Source organism: Geobacter anodireducens (genome assembly GCA_001628815.1).
In the GTDB taxonomy this organism is placed as follows: Bacteria; Desulfobacterota; Desulfuromonadia; order Geobacterales; family Geobacteraceae; genus Geobacter; species Geobacter anodireducens.
In genome coordinates, this window is the sequence record CP014963.1 from 2081776 (window position 1) to 2095800 (window position 14025).

Sequence of the window (14025 nt, forward strand, 5' to 3'; positions counted from 1 at the left end):
AGTCCCTTCTGGCGGTTACTGACTGACTGTCGACTCTCCGCTGGATGGGGGAGTCGGCAGAAAGATGACAAACATCGTTCCTTTGCCCGGCATACTCTCAACGGCAATCCTGCCGCCATGGGCCTCCACGATCCGGTGAACGGTTGCGAGACCAAGGCCGGTACCGGTGGACTTGGTAGTGAAAAACGGCTCGAAGATGCGAGCTGCGGTGGTCTCGTCCATGCCGAGGCCGGTATCGGCAACCGAGATGTGATAGGTGATGCGTCGCTGCCCGCTGCCGCGTATCTCGTCGGACTGGCCGGCCTCAACCGTGATAGTCCCGCCTCCGGGCATGGCGCCTGCGGCATTGCCCATCAGATTCCAGAGAACCTGGCGAAACTGGTCCGGGTCCAGCAACGGCCGAAAATGGTTGTCAACCCGGTTGTCGATCACAACTCCCTCGAATCGCTCGTCGGACGTGACGAGCGCCGCCAACTCCGCCACGAGTGCACGGAAATCGACCGGCCGCGGCTCAGGCTGGTTGGGGCGGGCATAGGCGAGAAAATCGCTGATCAGGCCGTTGAGCCGATCCGTTTCCCTCAGGACGATGTCGAAGAGGCGCCGGTCAGGATCGGACACGGCTCCGCCCTGGGCAATGAGCTGGGTCGCCCCGCTGATGGCGGCCAGGGGGTTGCGGATCTCGTGGGCAATCCGGGCGGAAAGCTCGCCAATGGCCGCCAACCGGTCGGACTTCTTGAGGCTCTCCTCCATCCTCCTGACCTGAGTTACATCCTGAAAATTCAGTAGGATACCGGCTGCATCGCTGTCTTTCAACATCAGCGGCACACTGCTGAAGCCGATGGTGAGCTTTCGTCCCATCTTGGCAATGAACTCGAATTCACCCCTCTTCACGTTGGCAAGCCCGTCAGCGTAGACACGAAATCCCGGCAGCACGTCGAACAGATGACGATCATAGGCCTCGGCAAGGCCGATGCCGGTGAGCGCCTCGGCGTACCGGTTGAAAACCCGGATCCTTCCCTTGCCCGTTACGGTAATGAGCCCGCTGTTGAGATTCGAGACGATGGTGCTGTTGAGGCGTTCGAGTTCGTCGTAATCAATGGCCTTCTGTTCAAGCTCGGTTTCGCTGCGACGCGCCCGTTCCGCCAGGTAGCCGGTGAGGAGCGCGGTGGAGCAAAAGGCGATGATGTTGAGGAAAATCGTATAAAAGATGTAGGTGGTGCCCAGTTTCTGCGCCGGTACGGGGCTGAGCCCCAGGCCAACCAGCCTGCCGAAATACTGCAGGTCCATAATGGCGCCATAAATGATGGCGCAGAGGGAAGCCGTATAGAGGGCTTCCCGGCGGGCGAGCAGTACGCTGGCGCTGGTTATGGCGAGCAGATACAGGAAGGAAAAGGGGCTCGTGACGCCGCCGGTAAAAAGGATCAGCAACGTCACGAAAAGGATGTCCCAGATGATCTGGAAATAGGTGACGGTCTGATCGTAGCGCGCGGTAACCCTGAGAAATACAAGGGAAACGATCGAGAAGCCATAGGTGGCCACTACGATTTTGGTGATTCCCTCAAGGGCATATTCGCCCAGGGGACCGGTCCCCTTCATTCTCAGGATGATGGTGGACGCCAGAAACAGTGAGACCACGATCATCCGGGCGAGGATGAACCAGGCGACGCGCCGGTTTTCCTTCATCGCTTAGCCGCCAACGGTTCCCGCAAGTTTGAAGATCGGCAGGTACATGGCAATGACGAGCCCGCCGACGGTGGTGCCGAGAAACACCATCAGCATCGGCTCCATCAGGGCGGTCATGGCGCTCACGGCCTCGTCCACTTCGTCATCGTAGAAATCGGCGATCTTGCTCAGCATGGCATCCATGGCCCCGGTGGCCTCGCCCACGGAGATCATCTGCACGACCATGGGGGGAAAGACGCCGCATTCCTGGAGCGGCTCGGCCATGGTCTTGCCTTCGGAGATGGCCTGACGAACCTTGAACACCGCCTCCTCCACCACCTTGTTGCCGGCGGTCTTGGCAACGATCTCCAGCCCGTCCATGATCGGCACCCCGCTGGAGATGAGGGTCCCCAGGGTTCGGGTGAACCGGGCAACGGCCACCTTTTTGATGATTGGTCCGGCAACGGGCGCCTTGAGGGCAAGAGCGTCTATCTTTTTTCTGCCGCCTACCGTTGCGTAGTACTTTTTGAAGCCAATCACAAGGGCAAAGACAAGGCCTATGATCAAGAGAATGTATTTAACCACAAAGTTACTGAGATTGATGACGAATTTGGTTGGTCCCGGCAGATCTCCGCCGAATTCCTGGAACATCTTGGCAAAGGTCGGAATGACGAACACCAGAATGACGCCGACAACGATAACGGCAATTGCCATGATCGTTGTCGGATAGACCATGGCCCCCTTGACCTGCTTCCTGAGTTTCATCGCTTTTTCGATATAGGCGGCAAGACGGTTCAGGATCGTGTCGAGGATGCCGCCGACCTCGCCGGCTGCAACCAGGTTCACGTAGAGCTGGTCAAAGACCTTGGGATGCTTGGACAGGGCATCGGCAAAGGTGGACCCCCCCTCCACCGACTCCTTCACCCTGATGAGAACGTCCTTGAAGGTTTTATTTTCCTGCTGGCTGGAGAGGATGTCGAGGCATTGCACCAGGGGCAGGCCAGAGTCGATCATGGTGGCGAACTGCCGCGTGAATACCACGAGATCCTTGGTTTCCACCTTGGGGGCAAAGCCGGGAAGCTTGATCTCCATGGAGAGGCCTTTCCCCTCCTCCTTCACGGAAATGCTGCCGAACCCGTATTTTTTGAGCTGGGCCTCCACGGCGGCGGCGCTGGCCGCCTCCATGACCCCCTTCTGGACGGTGCCGGTCCTGCTTCTCGCTTCCCAGTTGAACTTGGGCATCTTTCTCCTCCTGTGTACGGATCGACCCGACGGCGGTTACCTCATTTGAGGGCGCGGACCCGACGGCCGCTGGCCGCTGGCCAGCATCTGCTTGAGCTCGTCGGGATCGGACGAACGGGCCATGCCCACGTCAAGCGAGATCCGTCGCTTCTGCAGCAGACTGAACAGGGACTGGTTCATGGTCTGCATGCCGAACTTTTCCTGCCCCACCTGCATCTGGGAATAGATCTGGTGGATCTTGTCCTCGCGGATCAGGTTGCGGATGGCCGGATTGGGCACCATCACCTCCAGGGCCAGCACCCTCCCCTTGCCCGACACGTTCGGGAGCAGGGTCTGGGATATGACCCCCTCCAGGACGAAGGAAAGCTGGGCGCGAACCTGGGGCTGCTGGTAGGGGGGGAATACGTCCACGATCCGGTTTATGGTCTGCACCGCCGAGTTCGTATGGAGTGTGGCAAGGCAGAGGTGCCCGGTTTCGGCAAGGGTCAGGGCCGCCTCGATGGTTTCCAGGTCCCGGAGCTCGCCCACGAGGACCACGTCCGGGTCCTGGCGCAGGATGTATTTCAGGGCGTTCTTGAAGCTTTTGGTGTCGGCCCCCACCTCGCGCTGGTTCACCACGCAACTCTTGTGGGGATGGAGGTACTCGATGGGATCCTCGATGGTCACGATATGATCGTGCCGCTCGGTGTTGATCTTGTCGATGATGGCGGCCAGGGTGGTCGACTTGCCGCTGCCGGTGGGGCCGGTAACGAGGATCAGCCCCCGCGGCTTCTCCGCCAGTTCCTTCACCACTGGCGGCAGACCCAGTTCCTCAAAGGTGAGAATTTTGTAAGGGATCACCCGGAACACGCCGGCAACGGCCCCCCGTTGAATGAACACGTTCCCCCGGAAACGGGAAAGCCCCTTGATGCCGAAGGAAAGGTCAAGCTCGTTGGCTTCCTCGAATTTGTGCTTCTGCTGCTCGGTGAGGATGCTGTAGCAGAGCTGTTTGGTGTCCACTGCATTGAGCGGCGGCATCTCGAGGGGGATCAACTGACCGTCGACCCGGATCTGGGGAGGCGAATTGGTGGTGATGTGAAGGTCCGAGCCCCCACGGCCGACCAGTTCGGTCAGCAGTTGATGCATATTGGCCATCGTGAAGTCTCCTAATCGTCGGCCACGGTAACCCGCAGCACCTCTTCGAAGGAGGTGACCCCCTCCTTGAGCTTGGTAAGACCCGATTGGCGCATGGTCTTGATGCCCAGGCGCATGGATTCGCGTTTGATCTCGGCCGTGTTGGCACCGTTGAGAATCAGCTCCCTGATTTCCTCCAGCATGGGCATGACCTGATAGAAACCGACACGTCCCTTGTAGCCGGTGTTGTTGCACTTGGCACAACCGGCGCCGTGATAGCAGACGTATTCGGGAGCTTCCTCGGGAGGAACGCCCGCATCGATCAGGGCCTGAACCGGAATCTCCTCCACCGCCTTGCACTCGGAGCAGACCCGACGGGCGAGGCGCTGGGCGGTAATCAGGTTCACCGCCGAGGCCACCAGAAACGGCTCGACCCCCATGTTCAACAGCCGGTTGATGGTGGCCGGGGCGTCGTTGGTGTGGAGGGTCGAGAGGACCAGGTGGCCGGTGAGAGCTGCCTTGATGGCGATCTCGGCCGTTTCGAAGTCCCGGATCTCTCCGATCATGATGATGTCCGGGTCCTGGCGCAGGAACGAGCGGAGCGCGGCGGCAAAGGTGAGACCGATATCTTCGTGCATCTGCACCTGGTTGATGCCGGCGAAGTTGAACTCCACCGGGTCCTCGGCAGTGGAGATGTTCTCAGTGGTCTTGTTGAGTTCGGCAAGCGCCGAATAGAGAGAAACCGTCTTGCCGCTCCCCGTGGGTCCGGTCACCAGCACCATGCCGAAGGGCTTGTGAATCGCATCCTTGAAGTAGCTCAGCGCGGTGGGCTCGTAGCCCAGCTTGGTCATGTCGAGCTGGAGGTTCGACTTGTCCAGGAGCCGCAGAACCACTTTCTCACCGAACAGGGTCGGCAGGACCGACACCCGGTAGTCCATGTCCTGTCCGCCACCCATTTTGATCTTGATGCGGCCGTCCTGGGGAAGCCGCCGTTCGGCGATATCCAGATCGGCCATGATCTTGATCCGCGACGTGATGGCGTTCTTCAGCTTCAGGGGGGGCTTCATGACTTCGTAGAGGACGCCGTCGATCCGGTAGCGCACCCGGAAGGTCCGCTCGTAGGGCTCGATATGGATATCGCTCGCCTTCTTCTTGATCGCGTCGGTGAGGATCAGGTTCACGAGCTTTACGACCGGCGCATCCTCGGTGGCCCGTTCGAGGGAGGAGACGTCCACCTCCTCGTCTTCGCCGACGACCTCCAGATCGTCCATCTCCAGGTCGCTCATGACGTCCGCCAGGGACGCGGACTGGTCATAGTGCTTGTCGATGGCGGTCTTGATGGACGACTCGGAAGCGACGACCACCTCCACGTTGTAGCCGGTCATGAACTTGATGTCGTCGATGGCAAAGATGTTCGACGGGTCAGCCATGGCGATGATCAGGGTCGAGCCGGCCCTGTTCACCGGGACGATCTGATACTTCTGGGCCACGTCAGCGGGGATGATCTTCACCACTGCCATGTCGGCTTCGAATTCGCTCAGGTTTATGGAGGGAACGCCGTACTGCTTGGAGAGAAACGTGGTGAGATCGGGCTCGGTGACAAGGCCGTTCTTGACGAGGATGGAACCAAGGCGCTGCTGGCCGCCGGAGGTTCGCTGCTCGTCCAGTGCCTTGGCAAGTTGTTCCTTGGTGATGATGTTATTTCGAACCAGGAGTTCTCCCAGTCTGCTAGCCTGCATAGACTCTCCGGCACATTGGCAAAAAAACTATCATAGGTCGTTAAAAATCCAATGTCAATAAGTAGTTAGTCCATCAACGCCGCCATGAGACACCCTTTCATGAGCCCCTCGGGAGGCCGCACTCCGGTCCAGATTTCCAGTGCGCACTCCCCCTGGGACGCCAGCATGCCGATGCCGTTGGCGCAGCGTATGCCGCAACGCTCAGCCTCGGCGAGCAGGGGGGTGACAGCGGGGACATAGACCATGTCGTACACGGCACCGTGGGAACCCATGCGGGAGAGATCCATGCCCGGGAAAGCGGTCCCCCCCATGCCCACGGAAGAGGTATTCACCAGCAGGTCAAAATTTTGAACGCATCGATTCAGGTTCTCAGGGTCGAGGGAAATTGCAGCAAATTGTGTGCCGACAAAGTGCCGCCCGAACGCCTCCGCCAGTTCTTCCCCCCTGGCGATGCTCCGGTTGGCGATAACCACCGATGCCGCCCCTGCACCGGCCAACGATGCAACTGCGGCCCGGGCGGCGCCACCTGCCCCCATGACGAGAATCCGACACCCGGCCGGATCAAAACCGAGATCCTGGCGCAGGGAGTGAATAAAGCCCGTTCCGTCGGTGTTGTATCCGACCAGCTCGCTCCCTTCGCGTTTTACGACATTGACGGCGCCGATCAGCCCGGCTTCCGGCGAGAGCCGGTTCAACAACGGCAGGATGGCTGATTTGTGGGGAATGGTCACGTTGAAGCCGACAACGCCCAGTGCCGCCAATCCCCTCACCGCGTCGGCCAGGCGGTCCTCCTCAACGGCAAAGGGAACGTAGGCGTAATCGAGCCCCATGGCTTGCAGCGCCGCATTCTGCATGAGAGGCGAAAGCGAATGGGACACCGGCCGACCGATAATCCCCAGTACCCTGGTAGCACCCGTAAATGGCATGATTACCTCGCTCCATAGGCCGCAAGCACCTGTTCCACCTGTGCCCGCAACTCGGGGGCTATGGCCGCGGCGGCCCGCAACTCCTCCGCTCCCTGTTGGCGGTAGCCCATGCGTAGCAGTATTTCTCCGGCCTCCATGCGGCAACTGGCGTAAATGAGGATCGCCTTGCCCGTGTCCAGGTCCCTGAAGCCCATCTGGCTCGTGTATCCCCGTGAGGCATAGAGCCTCCACACTGACAGATCGGGCGGCCGGAGGACGGATCCGCCGTCATTGATCAGTTGATAACAGATGCCGCGCTGCTTCAGGCCGTATTCGGCAAACGGCAGGGAGTAACGCGTTGAAAAATCTATAAATATCGGCCTGCTGGCAATCTGTTCCGCCACGGCCAGCTTGAGAGCCGCTTCAGCCGACTGCTTTCCCTCCGGCACGGTCCGGAGCACGCTCCTGCCGAACAGGTGGGGAAAGGCGTCAAGATACCAATCAAAAACCAGGTGGGGCGTGTGCAGGAGGTCCAGATCCTCGCGCATCCGCTCCACTCCCTGAAGGTACCAGAGGGGAAAGGCACCGCTGTCGCCCCATGTGAAGAGAACCGCGTCCGGCGAGAGGGAGCGCAGGGTATTGGTGGCGTAATCGAAGGCCACATAATTCTCGTGCTGATCGTTCTCGTAGTAGTTCATGGCGCAGATGGCCGAGGGGAGCACAAGGAGCAGCAGTCCCGCCATAAGCTTTATCGGCACCGATCGCAGTTTCTCCACCGGATTGTTCCTGAGCGCCAGCCGCAGCAGCGTAAAGAGCCCCAGGCCGATGAACACGGCCGAAAGGAGGTAGATCGGGGTGAAGAACTCCTCGGTGAGAAAGATGAGATCGCCGGGCGTATTGAAATAGCCGACAATAACCAGCAGCGAACAGGCAATGGCGAGCAGGTAGGCGATGATTTCGTCCCGGCGCCGCATGAGAAAGGCAAAAAGCCCCACCAGCAACAGCGCAAGCCCGACCCACGTGAACTCCCGCGGGAGGTTGAAAGCGGAAAGCTGCTGCCAGGCAAGGGCCAAGTTCCGGGCCGGCGGCTCCACCGGATATCCCTTGCGGAGAAAATTCCAGAGAAACAGGTCGAGAGTCCGGGGATCTCCCCAGTTGAGCAGGGGGTTGCGCAGGGCACGGATCGGCATGTGGAGCTGAATGGCAAACCCCATGAGACCAAAGGCGACCGTGAGAGCAAGCTCCTTCACCCTTGCCGCCAAACGCCAGTTTTTGGAAAGGATCAGCCACGCATAGGCCGGCAGCATGAGCACTATGGTCTGATGGGCGCCCGTGGCGAGACCGCAGATGAATGCCCCCAGGTAGATGTGGGACGGCCGCATCTCTCCCTCATCGTAGCGCTCGCGCCAGGTGACGAGAAGATAAAAGACCATGCTGCCATGAAGGCAACCAGGGGATAGGGCTTGTCGTGGTTCGACTGGAGCCAGAGCCGCGCGGAAAAGGCAAAGGCAAGGGCCGCGGCCAGTGCGCACCCCCTGGCAAAGGTATCCGAAAAACGCAGATCCGGAACCAGCTCTTCCCGCTTCAGCAGATGACGCGTAAGGAAATAGACGGCAAAGCAGGCCGCTGACGCGGAAACGGCCGTGGCGATATTGACCCGGAAAGCGATAGTGCCGAAGGGAAGCCAGGTGAATGGTTTGCCGTAATTGACGAACAGGGGATAGCCGGGCGAATGGGCCGTGCCCAGGGAATGGATGGCCGTTATGAACTCGCCGCTGTCAAAAAACGTCACTGACGGGGCGAGAGTCAGCAAATAAACGGCAAGAGGTATGGTGAACGACAGGACGGCAAAGGGGTCGATCCGACGAAAAATGGCGGATTGGGATGCGCGCATCAGAACCTCTCCATGAATCTCATTTCCCCCCTGAAGGGGTCCCGGCCCCCGGCAAGGGCCCACTGCACCGCAGCGCCTTGAGGGAAAGGCCTTCCCTCCAGAGAAAGGCAATACCCACGGCAATGACCGGAACATAGTTGATGCCGTGAATCACGATGGCCGCGCTCAAGGCCGTCTCGCGGGGAACTCCGAAGGCCAGCAGGCCATAGACGCACGCGGCGTGGTACGTTCCCACATATCCCGGCGACGCCGGCACCATGACCGCAAAGACCAGCAGGACCAGGATGAACAGGGAAACGGCGAACGGGAAGGAAAAGCCGAAGGCTCGCAGGACCAGGTCCACGGGGATTACCGCCAGGACCCAGATGGCCACGGATGTGCTCCCCACCGCCCACCACTCCCGCGGACGGGGCGAAATCCTTACCCCGCCGAGAAAGGAGCCGACCAGCGGAATGACCCGTTCCGCCAACCGTGCCGGAAAGGGGCGGAGCAGTCGCTCGAGAAACCGGAGCGATGCCGCGGTCTTCCTTTTGAGCAGCACGAGCGCCACAACCACCACAGCGTACAGGCCGAGCATCATGTACCCGCCGATCACGAGCCCCTGCCCGATTGCCTCGCTTCCCGCCGGAAGCTGAAGCGTGAACAGGGTTGCGAGCAGAAAGAGAAGCACCGTGAAGCCATCCGTCAGGCGATCGAGAACCAGGGTGGCGAACACCGATCCCGGCTCCATTTCCTCACGCCTGGCCAGCACCCAGGCCCGGATGAACTCTCCCAGTCGCGCCGGCAGCAGGTTGTTGGCCATGTAACCGATGAGGGTGGCGGAACACAGGTTGGCGAAGCGGGTTTCGCCCAGGGGAGAGAGGAGATACTTCCAGCGCAGGGCACGGACGAGGTAGCTCAGGAGCGTAACGGCCACCGCCGCGACCACGTAGCCGGCATGGATGCCCCGGAACGCACGCAGAAGCTCATGCCCATCCACCGAGCGCACCAGCAGCGCCACAAAAAACACACTGATCCCGATTCCGAGCCAGAAACGTCGGTCGCCCGGCACCCTTCTCACGCCGCATCACCGCCGAGATAGTCGCGGTATTCGATGATGGAGACGCCGGCCAGGATCTCGCGACACCGGGCCACATCCCTGCTGATTCCCTCCTTGAGGGCATTGAGATCGGGATAGCGCAGCTCCTCACGGACCCGATCCACGAAATACACGCGGATTTCCTTGCCGTAGAGGTCGCCGTCGAAGTCGAGGATATGAACCTCGATGGTCACCTCTTCATTGCCGAAGGTGGGATTATTGCCGATGTTGCAGGCCCCGTCCCGGATGGTATCGTCCACTCGCACCTTGACGGCGTAGACCCCGGCGGCGGGGATCAATTCCTTTTCGGTCAGGAGATTGGCCGTGGGGAACCCCAGGTCCTTCCCGCGCCGGCGGCCGTGAACCACCGTTCCTCCCACTGAATAGTGCCGGCCGATCAGGCTGACCACCTCACGGACATTGCCCGCCGCGATCACGCGCCGTACGGCGCTGCTGCTGTATACCGTCCCGCCGCTGGCGATCTGATCGAGCACGTCCACCTCGAAGCCGTGCGCTTCGCCCATCCTCCGGAGCATGGCCACATCGCCTTCACGGTTCCTGCCAAAGGCATAATCATAGCCGATGACGAGCTTCTTCACCCCGATCCGTCCCACGAGGATTTCGCCCACGAACCGTTCGGCGCTGATGGCGGCGAATTCGGCGGTAAAGGGGATCGTCAGAAGACAATCGATCCCTGACGCTTCGATGAGAAGCTCCTTCTCGGCATAGGTATTGATGAGGCGCAGTTCTTTCCGGAGTCCCAGGACCTTGAGGGGGTGGGGAGTAAAGGTGATCACCATGGAAACCCCGCCCAGCCGCGCAGCCTCACGCTTGACCCGCCGGAATATCTCGCGGTGCCCGAGGTGAACGCCGTCGAAGTTGCCAATGGTCACCACCGGGTTCGGCAGTGACGCGTGAATTTCGTCAATGCTCCGGAAGATCTTCATGATGCGGCGCCGGTCGGCCCCTCGCCGGCCACTGCCTCCACCGGCTTTTTCTTGCCGAAGAGAAGAACGAGCCAGACGCTGATTTCATACATCAGGTAGAGAGGCACCATGATGACGAACATGGTGATGAGGTCGGCATGGAAGGCAGCCACAATGGAGCTTGCCAGAAGGGCGTAGCGGCGGTTGCGGGCAAGGAACGCATAGGTGACGATCCCGAAGCGCGACAGAAGCAGCATCAGGATCGGCAACTCGAAGATGAGGCCGAACATCAGGATCAGCCGGAGGCAGAAGTTGATGTACGCGCTCATGTTGAAGAGGCTGTTGAGCCCCTCCGCTTCATAGGACAGGGAAAAATTGATGATGACCGGCCAGATGACCACCAGGAAAAAGAGCGCTCCCACGCAGAAACTCACCGTACTTACTGTCACGAAGGGCACCACCATCCGCTTTTCCTTCCGGGTGAGCCCCGGTGCGATGAAAAGCCAGAGCTGGTAAAACACAACGGGTAGCGCAAGGATGAATCCGGCAATAACCGATATCTTGCACTGCACGAAAAAGGGCTCAAGGGGGGCGCTGTAATTGAGCTTGCGCTCCTTGGGTGCCGCGTTCATCGCCTTTTCCAGCTCGAACTGCTTGTATGCGGCCGGAAAACGCTTGCCCACCTCCTGATAAACCTGCTTCTTGATATCGGTCAGGTAGGTTTCGCCGGTGATCGGCTTTGTAACAAAATGGAGGAGGCCGTTCGAGAGGTTCCAGGCGAACCCCATGCCCACCACAACCGCCACAATGATGATGATAAGCCGCTTGCGCAGTTCCACCAGATGCTCGAGGAACGGCAGGACCTTCTGATTATCTTCTGACATGTCACCTCTACCTTGACGTGCGTGGTGTAACCGATAGACAGTAGCACAGCGTGACAACGTGAGTAAAGCGGACGGATGGCATGTCCGGGAAATGTCACCGCTTGCGCCGTCCGCCTTTGCCCCCGGTACGCTTCTCCCCGGCGCCACGGCCGGCCGCCCCCCCCGAGCCCCGGGAAACCTGACCGGCCTTGGGCCGCTTCCCCCTGACCGGTATCCGTGGATACTCCTCCGTTGCCGGCGCCCTTGCCGCCGAGCCCGGCCGGGCTTCGTGCAGCCCCGCGAGAACGAACTCCACCTGCCGCCGCTCAATGCTCACCGCAGCCACCAGAACACTTACCCTGTCGCCGATCCGGAAGGTCTCCTTTGTCCGTTCCCCCACCAGCGAATGCCGTTTCTCCTCGTAACGGTAAAAGTCGTTGGCCAGGGTAGAGACATGAACCATCCCCTCGACAAACAGATCGATCAGTTCTACGAAAAATCCGAAGGAACTCACCCCGGTGATATAGCCCTCAAAGGTTTCGCCGACCCGCTCTTTCATGAACTGGGCCTTCTTGAGCGCCACGATCTCCCGCTCAGCCTCCATGGCGAGACGCTCCCGGCGACTCGTCTGCTCGGCCGTCTCCGGCAGGGCGGCGGCCAGGCGTTCCTGTTCCTTCTCAGTCACGGCCCCGGCGAGAATGTCCTTGAGAATGCGGTGCACAACCAGATCGGGATAACGGCGGATGGGGGAGGTGAAATGGGTGTAGCAACGGGCCGCCAAGCCGAAATGCCCCAGGTTTTCGTGGCTGTAGCGGGCCTGCTTCATGCACCGCAGGAGCACCTCGTTGATCATCCGCTCCTCGGGCTTTCCTTCGGCTTCGTCGATGAGCCGCTGGAGTTCGTGGGGGTCGACCCGGTCGCCATCCATCCGGAAGACATAGCCGAAATTGAAGATGAACTCCTGGAAATCGGTCAGCTTGGCCGGGTCGGGCGGCTCGTGAACCCGATAGAGGGAGGGAACACCCCGCTCCTCGATATGGGACGCCACCGCCTCGTTGGCCGCCAGCATGAACTCTTCAATGATCCGGTGGGCCAGGTTGCGCTCGGACCGGACGATATCCACCATCTCCCCCTGGAGATCCAGGACGATCTGCGGCTCGGGCAGATCGAAATCGATGCTGCCGCGTTTCTTCCGCTTTTCCATGAGGCGTAGCGCCAACTCCTTCATTACTTCCAGGTCGTCTACCAGGTGACGGTTGGCCCTGATTGCCTCCGGATCGCCGTCCACGAGCACCTTGCGGACCGTCGTATAGGTGAGCCGTGCGGCGCTCCTGACCACGCTCGGGTAGAACGACGAAGCTTTCATGGCCCCGTTGCGGGTAAACAGCATCTCGGCCGTGAGCGTCAGGCGCTCCACCTGGGGATTGAGCGAACAGATGCCGTTGGAAAGTTCCTCGGGCAGCATGGGGATACAGCGGTCCGGGAAATAGACAGAGGTTCCCCGCAGGTAGGCTTCACGGTCCAGGGCAGATCCCGGTTTCACGTAGTGGGACACATCGGCGATGGAGACCCAGAGCCGGATGTCGCCCCCCTTTTCCCGCTGCACGGATACCGCGTCGTCGAAATCCCGGGCCGTTTCACCGTCAATGGTGACGGTAAGCCGCTCCCGCAGATCCACCCGTTTGGCCAGGCCCCCCCTGCGCACCTGCTGGGGCGTGGAACGGGCCTCGGTCAGTACGTCTACGGGAAATTCAAAGGGAAGGTCATGCTTGCGGATGATGGTGAGGACCTCCACCTCGGGGTCGTCGGGAAAGCCCAACACCTCCACGATGCGCCCCTCCGCTTTTTTCCGCTCCGTGGGCCAGGCCGTAAGCTCCGCCACTACCACCTGCCCACTACGGGCTCCTGCCCATGCTTTTTGGGGAACCGCGATATCCCGGGTAATGCGGGTGTCGTCCGGCTGAACGAACCCCACCCCGCCGGCGGTGTCGAATCGGCCGACGATCCGCTTGAGTCCCCGTTCGATGGTCCGGATAATCCGCCCTTCCTTCTTCCCTCCACGCTTAAAGGATTCAACCCGGACTTCAACCACATCCCCGTGGAGGTTTCCCCCCAAGTATCGGGCCGGGACGTAGACGTCGTCTCCTCCCCCCTCGGGGGCCACGAAGCCGTATCCCTCGCGGTGGGTGACGAGGCGCCCCCGGACGACGGTTTCCTCCGACGGTACGGCGTAGCGGTTGCCGCGCTGTTTCACCAGATCGCCCGCCGACACCAGTTGGTCCACGAACTGCTTGAATCCCAGCCGATGGGCCTTGGTTACGCCGAAGGCCTGCATCATGTCCCTGAAGGGGGTGCTGCCCCCCTGCTCGCGGATGAACGCGAGGACCTCCTCCCGTTTCCGTTTCATCATCCGTCCCCTCTCCGGGCTGTACGCCACGGCTACTATGCATGCAGTTTCACGGCAAAGTCAATCCGTATACGGGCGCAATCACTGAAAAACCCTTTGCATTTTCCGCCCCCTTGCGGGTACTATTTAATCCGTTGACGCCGGCCGGCGGTTCGGGGCCGGCGTTTTTCATGCCACTCACCGGCGTGGCGCCACC

At 60.6% G+C, this 14025-nt stretch carries 9 protein-coding genes and 1 pseudogene; all 10 read right to left on the bottom strand.

Features of this window, described 5'->3' with window-relative positions; translation table 11 throughout:
* Positions 1 to 15: 15 nt before the first annotated feature.
* The gene (locus A2G06_09520) at positions 16 to 1683 is read right to left on the bottom strand and encodes a PAS domain-containing sensor histidine kinase (protein ID ANA40491.1); all 1668 of its coding nucleotides are present in this window, start codon (positions 1681 to 1683) and stop codon (positions 16 to 18) included.
* Positions 1684 to 1686: 3 nt separating this feature from the next.
* On the bottom strand, positions 1687 to 2904 hold the full coding sequence (locus A2G06_09525; protein ID ANA40492.1) for a pilus assembly protein PilC: 1218 nt from the start codon (positions 2902 to 2904) through the stop codon (positions 1687 to 1689).
* A 36-nt stretch (positions 2905 to 2940) separates the two neighbouring features.
* The gene (locus tag A2G06_09530; GenBank protein ID ANA40493.1) at positions 2941 to 4038 is read right to left on the bottom strand and encodes a type IV pili twitching motility protein PilT; all 1098 of its coding nucleotides are present in this window, start codon (positions 4036 to 4038) and stop codon (positions 2941 to 2943) included.
* A gap of 11 nt (positions 4039 to 4049) precedes the next feature.
* Positions 4050 to 5756, bottom strand: coding sequence for a type II secretion system protein GspE (locus A2G06_09535; GenBank protein ID ANA40494.1), 1707 nt, complete (start codon positions 5754 to 5756; stop codon positions 4050 to 4052).
* Positions 5757 to 5821: 65 nt separating this feature from the next.
* Positions 5822 to 6682, bottom strand: a complete 861-nt coding sequence (gene aroE, locus A2G06_09540) for a shikimate dehydrogenase (GenBank protein ID ANA40495.1) — start codon at positions 6680 to 6682, stop codon at positions 5822 to 5824.
* Between the two features lie 2 nt (positions 6683 to 6684).
* A pseudogene (locus A2G06_09545) lies at positions 6685 to 8555 on the bottom strand (hypothetical protein).
* A gap of 19 nt (positions 8556 to 8574) precedes the next feature.
* The gene (locus A2G06_09550; GenBank protein ID ANA40496.1) at positions 8575 to 9615 is read right to left on the bottom strand and encodes a hypothetical protein; all 1041 of its coding nucleotides are present in this window, start codon (positions 9613 to 9615) and stop codon (positions 8575 to 8577) included.
* Entirely contained in the window at positions 9612 to 10580 is a 969-nt protein-coding gene (locus A2G06_09555; protein ID ANA40497.1) for a riboflavin biosynthesis protein RibF, read from the bottom strand. The genes A2G06_09550 and A2G06_09555 overlap by 4 nt, the downstream gene beginning before the upstream one ends.
* Positions 10577 to 11443: a preprotein translocase subunit TatC gene (locus A2G06_09560; GenBank protein ID ANA40498.1), complete on the bottom strand. Its 867-nt coding sequence runs from the start codon at positions 11441 to 11443 to the stop codon at positions 10577 to 10579. Before A2G06_09560 ends, A2G06_09555 begins: the two co-directional genes overlap by 4 nt.
* Positions 11444 to 11537: 94 nt before the next feature.
* Positions 11538 to 13829, bottom strand: a complete 2292-nt coding sequence (locus tag A2G06_09565) for a ribonuclease R (GenBank protein ANA41644.1) — start codon at positions 13827 to 13829, stop codon at positions 11538 to 11540.
* Positions 13830 to 14025: the final 196 nt, after the last annotated feature.

What these genes read in the sequence shown, in the direction of transcription:
- A2G06_09555 (ANA40497.1), bottom strand. Translation starts at nt 10,580, where the DNA reads ATGAAGATCTTCCGGAGCATTGACGAAATTCACGCGTCACTGCCGAAC.
- A2G06_09520 (ANA40491.1), bottom strand. Translation starts at nt 1,683, where the DNA reads ATGAAGGAAAACCGGCGCGTCGCCTGGTTCATCCTCGCCCGGATGATC.
- aroE (ANA40495.1), bottom strand. Translation starts at nt 6,682, where the DNA reads ATGCCATTTACGGGTGCTACCAGGGTACTGGGGATTATCGGTCGGCCG.
- A2G06_09525 (ANA40492.1), bottom strand. Translation starts at nt 2,904, where the DNA reads ATGCCCAAGTTCAACTGGGAAGCGAGAAGCAGGACCGGCACCGTCCAG.
- A2G06_09530 (ANA40493.1), bottom strand. Translation starts at nt 4,038, where the DNA reads ATGGCCAATATGCATCAACTGCTGACCGAACTGGTCGGCCGTGGGGGC.
- A2G06_09565 (ANA41644.1), bottom strand. Translation starts at nt 13,829, where the DNA reads ATGAAACGGAAACGGGAGGAGGTCCTCGCGTTCATCCGCGAGCAGGGG.
- A2G06_09560 (ANA40498.1), bottom strand. Translation starts at nt 11,443, where the DNA reads ATGTCAGAAGATAATCAGAAGGTCCTGCCGTTCCTCGAGCATCTGGTG.
- A2G06_09535 (ANA40494.1), bottom strand. Translation starts at nt 5,756, where the DNA reads ATGCAGGCTAGCAGACTGGGAGAACTCCTGGTTCGAAATAACATCATC.